This window comes from Tessaracoccus yangjingae (assembly GCF_055326235.1).
Genome location: NZ_JBUZNN010000013.1, coordinates 68,415 through 75,165 on the forward strand (window position 1 = coordinate 68,415; position 6,751 = coordinate 75,165).

Consider the following 6,751-nt stretch of genomic DNA (forward strand, 5'->3'; position numbering starts at 1 on the left):
TTCTCCTGGCGAAGTCATGGCAGCCGCCGACGCGCCGCACCGGAGGGACCTGACATGCATGACGCAGACCGCACGGCCCTGGTCGCGCTTCCGCTCGTGGTGCTGACCGCGGCGCTCGTGGCCCTGGCCGGCAGCCAGGGAGGGGCCACCGTCGTCGGCATCCCCGTCTTCGCAGTGGGGGTGGCGGCAGCGTTCGTGATCCAGTGGGTGGTGTTCATCCCGTCGTTCGCGCGGCAGACCGAGCGGTTCTTCGACCTGACCGGCAGCCTGACCTACATCTCTGTCACCGTCATGCTGGCCCTGCTCAGCCGGGACCTGGACGCCCGGAGCCTGCTGCTGGCGGCCGTCGTGATCGTGTGGGCGGCGCGCCTGGGCACGTTCCTGTTCAGACGGGTGAGGAGCGCAGGGAAGGACGACCGCTTCGACGAGCTCAAGCCGTCGCTGCCCCGGTTCCTGCTGGTGTGGACGCTCCAGGGGTTGTGGGTCACGATGACCGCGGCAGCAGCATGGGTGTCCATCGCCTCCGGCACAAGGGTGCCCTTCGACTCCCTCGCGGCGGCCGGGATCGTGGTCTGGCTGGCGGGCTTCGGGGTCGAGATCGTGGCGGATCGGCAGAAGAGCAGGTTCAAGGCTGACCCGAGGAACGCGGGCCGATTCATCTCGACGGGGCTGTGGGCGCGGTCCCGCCACCCGAACTACTTCGGCGAGATCGTGCTCTGGGCCGGCGTCGCGATCATCGCCCTCCCAACCCTCGACGGCTGGCAGCAAATCGCGCTCGTCTCCCCCTTCTTCGTGGCCCTCCTGCTCACCAGGGTGAGCGGGGTCCCGCTGCTGGAGCGGAAGGCAGACGCGAGGTGGGGCGGACAACCCGACTACGAGGCGTACAAGGCGCACACCCCGGTCCTCGTTCCCAGGCTCAGGTGAGCGGACCGCCAACGAGCTCCACCCCGCCCCGACGGCTTGCGTACCTCGCCCCCACATGGCGTGTCACACTCACCGTCGGCACGACCACCTGGCGCACCTCGGTCTTCCCGGACTCCGGCGCCGGCACCTATCTCCTGCCCATCAAGAAGGCCGTTCGCGTCGACGAGGGCATCGAGGACGGCGACGAGGTGGCGGTGTCGCTCCGCCTCCTGAACTGAGCGACCCGCGCCGGCCGCGGAGGCATCCACATCCTGGCCGGGCAATGATCGCCCTCGCCGGCCATCGACGACGGCAAAAGGTCGCATAAAACAAATAAACCCCCCGACCAAGGGTCGGGGGGTTTATGTAAGTCCGGCGGCGTCCTAGTCTCCCACAAGGTCCCCCTTGCAGTACCATCGGCGCTGAGAGGCTTAACTTCCGGGTTCGGGATGGGACCGGGTGTTTCCCTCTCGCTATGACCACCGAAACACTATGAGGATAGCATTCGAAGCCTACGAAAAGCCAATATTGAATTATTGCATTTTCGAGGTTCCCGACCGTATCCCGGGAACCTCACAGTGGACGCGTAGCATCTTTGTAGAAACAAGCCCTCGGCCTATTAGTATCGGTCAGCTCCGTGCATTACTGCACTTCCACATCCGACCTATCACCCCATGGTCTATAGGGGGCCTTACCAGATTAATCTGTGGGAGCCCTCATCTTGAAGCGTGCTTCCCGCTTAGATGCTTTCAGCGGTTATCACTTCCCAACGTAGCCAACCAGCCGTGCTCTTGGTAGAACAACTGGCACACCAGAGGTTAGTCCGTCCCGGTCCTCTCGTACTAAGGACAGCTCTTCTCAAGACTCCTACGCGCGCAGCGGATAGGGACCGAACTGTCTCACGACGTTCTAAACCCAGCTCGCGTGCCGCTTTAATGGGCGAACAGCCCAACCCTTGGGACCGACTCCAGCCCCAGGATGCGACGAGCCGACATCGAGGTGCCAAACCATGCCGTCGCTATGGACGCTCGGGCAAGATCAGCCTGTTATCCCCGGGGTACCTTTTATCCGTTGAGTCCTGGCGCTTCCATGTGCCACCAGAAGATCACTAGTCCCGACTTTCGTCCCTGCTCGAGATGTCTCTCTCGCAGTCAAGCTCCCTTGTGCACTTACACTCGAAACCTGATTGCCAACCAGGCTGAGGGAACCTTTGGGCGCCTCCGTTACCTTTTAGGAGGCGACCGCCCCAGTCAAACTACCCATCAGGCACTGTCCCTGATCCAGATAATGGACCTAGGTTAGATAACCAGAGTGACCAGAGTGGTATTTCAACGATGACTCCACCTGAACTGGCGTCCAAGCTTCAAAGTCTCCCACCTATCCTACACAAGTCACACCGATCACCAATACCAAACTATAGTGAAGGTCCCGGGGTCTTTCCGTCCTGCTGCGCGTAACGAGCATCTTTACTCGTAGTGCAATTTCGCCGAGTCCATGGTGGAGACAGCGCCCAAATCGTTACTCCATTCGTGCAGGTCGGAACTTACCCGACAAGGAATTTCGCTACCTTAGGATGGTTATAGTTACCACCGCCGTTTACTGGGGCTTAAGTTCAAGGCTTCGCCGTGAGGCTAACCCTTCCCCTTAACCTTCCAGCACCGGGCAGGAGTCAGTCCGTATACATCGTCTTTCGACTTAGCACGGACCTGTGTTTTTAGTAAACAGTCGCTTGGGCCTGGTCTCTGCGACCCTCAACGCTTTCGAAGTAAATTCTAATACGCATCAGGTCCCCCTTATCCCGAAGTTACGGGGGTATTTTGCCGAGTTCCTTCACCATGGTTATCTCGATCGCCTTAGTATTCTCTACCTATCCACCTGTGTCGGTTTGGGGTACGGGCGGCTCATATCTCGCTCACGAAGCTTTTCTAGGCAGCATAGGATCACTCTTACGGCCACAAAAGTGACCGACCCATCATGTCTCAAACATATAGAACGCGGATTTGCCTACGTTCCGTCCTACACACTTAGCCCGGGGATATCCAAACCCGAGAAGAGCTACCTTCCTGCGTCCCTCCGCAGCTTGCCTACTACAAGATTGGGTCACAGACTCAGCCAGCCACGATCCGAAGACCACAACCGACCTCGCATGCTTAGCATCACTCGCCTCAGCACGGACGATATTTCGCCGGTACGGGAATATCAACCCGTTGTCCATCGACTACGCCTGTCGGCCTCGCCTTAGGTCCCGACTTACCCAGGGCAGATTAGCTTGACCCTGGAACCCTTGGATATTCGGCGGACGGGTTTCTCACCCGTCTTTCGCTACTCATGCCTGCATTCTCACTCGTGTGCTCTCCACGGCTGGGTCACCCCGCCGCTTCACCGCGCACACGACGCTCCCCTACCCATCCACGCAGCCTTACGGCCTAAACACGTGAATGCCATAGCTTCGGCGGATAACTTGAGCCCCGCTAAATTGTCGGCGCAGAATCACTTGACCAGTGAGCTATTACGCACTCTTTCAAGGGTGGCTGCTTCCAAGCCAACCTCCTGGTTGTCTCCGCAACTCCACATCCTTTTCCACTTAGTTATCGCTTAGGGGCCTTAGCTGATGATCTGGGCTGTTTCCCTCTCGACTATGAAGCTTATCCCCCACAGTCTCACTGCCGCACTCTCACTTACCGGCATTCGGAGTTTGACTGATTTCGGTAAGCTTGTGGGCCCCCTAGACCATTCAGTGCTCTACCTCCGGTAAGAAACATGCGACGCTGCACCTAAATGCATTTCGGGGAGAACCAGCTATCACGGAGTTTGATTGGCCTTTCACCCCTATCCACAGCTCATCTCCTCGGTTTTCAACCCAAGTGAGTTCGGGCCTCCACGACGTCTTACCGTCGCTTCACCCTGGCCATGGATAGATCACTCCGCTTCGGGTCTAGAGCACGCGACTAAAACGCCCTATTAGGACTCGCTTTCGCTACGGCTACCCCACACGGGTTAACCTCGCCACGTACCACTAACTCGCAGGCTCATTCTTCAAAAGGCACGCCGTCACCCTTACAGGCTCCGACGGATTGTATGCGATCGGTTTCAGGTACTATTTCACTCCCCTCCCGGGGTACTTTTCACCTTTCCCTCACGGTACTTGTCCGCTATCGGTCACCAAGGAGTATTTAGGCTTAGCGGATGGTCCCGCCAGATTCATGCGGAATTTCAGGGGTTCCGCACTACTTGGGGTAACGCTCGAGAGTGAACAACTTACGTCTACAGGAGTGTTACCTTCTATGCTGTGGCCTTCGCAGCCACTTCGACTTCCCTGTCCATTTCTTACTCTCTGACCGCATGACAGCACGGTCCGAACGGCCCCACAACACCCCATGTGCAACACCTGTCAGCTATCACACACATGAGGTTTGGCCTCTTCCGCTTTCGCTCGCCACTACTCACGGAATCACAATTGTTTTCTCTTCCTGCGGGTACTGAGATGTTTCACTTCCCCGCGTTCCCTCCAACTACCCTATATATTCAGGCAGAGGTTGCCGGACATGACTCCGGTATTTCAAGGTTTCCCTATTCGGACATCCTCGGATCAAAGCTCGTTTACCAACTCCCCGAGGCTTATCGCAGGTTACAACGTCCTTCTTCGGCTCTTGGTGCCAAGGCATCCACCGATCGCACTTAGTAGCTTGTTAATCTACAAAGATGCTCGCGTCCACTGTGAAGTTCTCAAAATACGGGCGAGCCCACACCCAACCACCCACAAACAGATGATCAGACCTGGTCCGCACAGAAAAGCCGCCGCACAAGCGACCGACCCTTCAAAACCCAACAGTGTGCTTAACCCAACCTCCACCCGACCCGCATTCCACTCCCCCAAAAAAGGAGGCTGTACTAACGAACCAGACTTCTGACCAGGCATACAAAATCAATGTTCCACATTCCGGTGCCGGCCGCGCCGGGAACAGACGCCCCAGAACACGACCATGAGCCCCACCACACAGTGATGACGCTACAGGCTCCTTAGAAAGGAGGTGATCCAGCCGCACCTTCCGGTACGGCTACCTTGTTACGACTTAGTCCTAATTACCGGTCCCACCTTCGACGGCTCCCTCCACAAGGGTTAGGCCACCGGCTTCGGGTGTTACCGACTTTCATGACTTGACGGGCGGTGTGTACAAGCCCCGGGAACGTATTCACCGCAGCGTTGCTGATCTGCGATTACTAGCGACTCCGACTTCATGGGGTCGAGTTGCAGACCCCAATCCGAACTGAGACCGGCTTTTTGAGATTCGCTCACCCTTACAGGTTCGCAGCTCTTTGTACCGGCCATTGTAGCATGCGTGAAGCCCTGGACATAAGGGGCATGATGACTTGACGTCATCCCCACCTTCCTCCGAGTTGACCCCGGCGGTCTCCTATGAGTCCCCGGCATTACCCGCTGGCAACATAGGACGAGGGTTGCGCTCGTTGCGGGACTTAACCCAACATCTCACGACACGAGCTGACGACAGCCATGCACCACCTGTAAACCGACCAAAAAGGGGCATCCATCTCTGGATGTTTCCGGCATATGTCAAACCCAGGTAAGGTTCTTCGCGTTGCATCGAATTAATCCGCATGCTCCGCCGCTTGTGCGGGGCCCCGTCAATTCCTTTGAGTTTTAGCCTTGCGGCCGTACTCCCCAGGCGGGGTACTTAATGCGTTAGCTGCGGCACGGAGAACGTGGAATGTCCCCCACACCTAGTACCCACCGTTTACGGCGTGGACTACCAGGGTATCTAAGCCTGTTTGCTCCCCACGCTTTCGCTTCTCAGCGTCAGGAAAGGTCCAGAGAACCGCCTTCGCCACTGGTGTTCCTCCTGATATCTACGCATTCCACCGCTTCACCAGGAATTCCATTCTCCCCTACCTTCCTCAAGTCTGCCCGTATCAGAAGCAGGCTCAGGGTTAAGCCCTGAGTTTTCACTCCCGACGCGACAAACCGCCTACAAGCTCTTTACGCCCAATAAATCCGGACAACGCTCGCACCCTACGTATCACCGCGGCTGCTGGCACGTAGTTAGCCGGTGCTTCTTCTGCAGGTACCGTCACGTTAGCTTCGTCCCTGCTGAAAGCGGTTTACAACCCGAAGGCCGTCATCCCGCACGCGGCGTTGCTGCATCAGGCTTCCGCCCATTGTGCAATATTCCCCACTGCTGCCTCCCGTAGGAGTTTGGGCCGTATCTCAGTCCCAATGTGGCCGGTCGCCCTCTCAGGCCGGCTACCCGTCGAAGCCTTGGTGAGCCACTACCTCACCAACAAGCTGATAGGCCGCGAGTCCATCCATGACCGCCGGAGCTTTCCAACCAATCCCATGCGGAAAAGGCTCATATCCGGTATTAGCACCTGTTTCCAGATGTTATCCCAAAGTCAAGGGCAGGTTACTCACGTGTTACTCACCCGTTCGCCACTCGTGTACCCCCGAAGAGGCCTTACCGTTCGACTTGCATGTGTTAAGCACGCCGCCAGCGTTCGTCCTGAGCCAGGATCAAACTCTCCGTTGAAAAATATCGGAAACAAACCACCCCAAAAGAGGCAGCCCGCAAACCGTCACAAACAACTTCGAATCAAACACTGACCAAAATCCATCACTGGATCAATCAAAATTTCACTCAAAGAAACCCAACACGCAACCCCAAAAAAGAGGCCACGCGACGGGAAAACGCAAAACAAGACCACAAAGGCCCTGCAGTGCAAAAAAAATTGGCATTGACTTAAAGCACACTGTTGAGTTCTCAAGATTCGGGCACTCCCAGACATCAACCACGAAACCGTGACATCCACCCTGGGGCAACTCGACCAACCTTAC

The 6,751-nt window shown here is 57.2% G+C and carries 2 protein-coding genes and 3 rRNA genes; 2 read left to right on the top strand and 3 right to left on the bottom strand.

All coding sequences use genetic code 11. From position 1 onward, the window contains the following. The first annotated feature begins 54 nt into the window (after positions 1–54). The gene (locus ACZK5D_RS15240; RefSeq protein ID WP_463665891.1) at positions 55–924 is read left to right on the top strand and encodes a DUF1295 domain-containing protein; all 870 of its coding nucleotides are present in this window, start codon (positions 55–57) and stop codon (positions 922–924) included. Further along, positions 921–1,142 (top strand): DUF1905 domain-containing protein, encoded by a 222-nt coding sequence (locus ACZK5D_RS15245; RefSeq protein ID WP_463665892.1) that lies wholly within the window; start codon positions 921–923, stop codon positions 1,140–1,142. Before ACZK5D_RS15240 ends, ACZK5D_RS15245 begins: the two co-directional genes overlap by 4 nt. 131 nt (positions 1,143–1,273) lie before the next feature. Here ACZK5D_RS15245 and rrf read toward each other — a convergent pair. The 3 genes from rrf to ACZK5D_RS15260 all read right to left on the bottom strand — a co-directional run bounded on the left by rrf (position 1,274) and on the right by ACZK5D_RS15260 (position 6,446). Further along, positions 1,274–1,390, bottom strand: a 5S ribosomal RNA gene (gene rrf, locus ACZK5D_RS15250). 112 nt (positions 1,391–1,502) lie between these two features. Continuing rightward, positions 1,503–4,595 (bottom strand): 23S ribosomal RNA (locus tag ACZK5D_RS15255). A gap of 332 nt (positions 4,596–4,927) precedes the next feature. Further along, positions 4,928–6,446: ribosomal RNA gene (locus tag ACZK5D_RS15260) — 16S ribosomal RNA — on the bottom strand. Together the 16S, 23S and 5S rRNA genes form the textbook arrangement of a ribosomal RNA operon. Positions 6,447–6,751 lie beyond the last annotated feature (305 nt).

What these genes read in the sequence shown, in the direction of transcription:
- ACZK5D_RS15240 (WP_463665891.1), top strand. Translation starts at nt 55, where the DNA reads ATGCATGACGCAGACCGCACGGCCCTGGTCGCGCTTCCGCTCGTGGTG.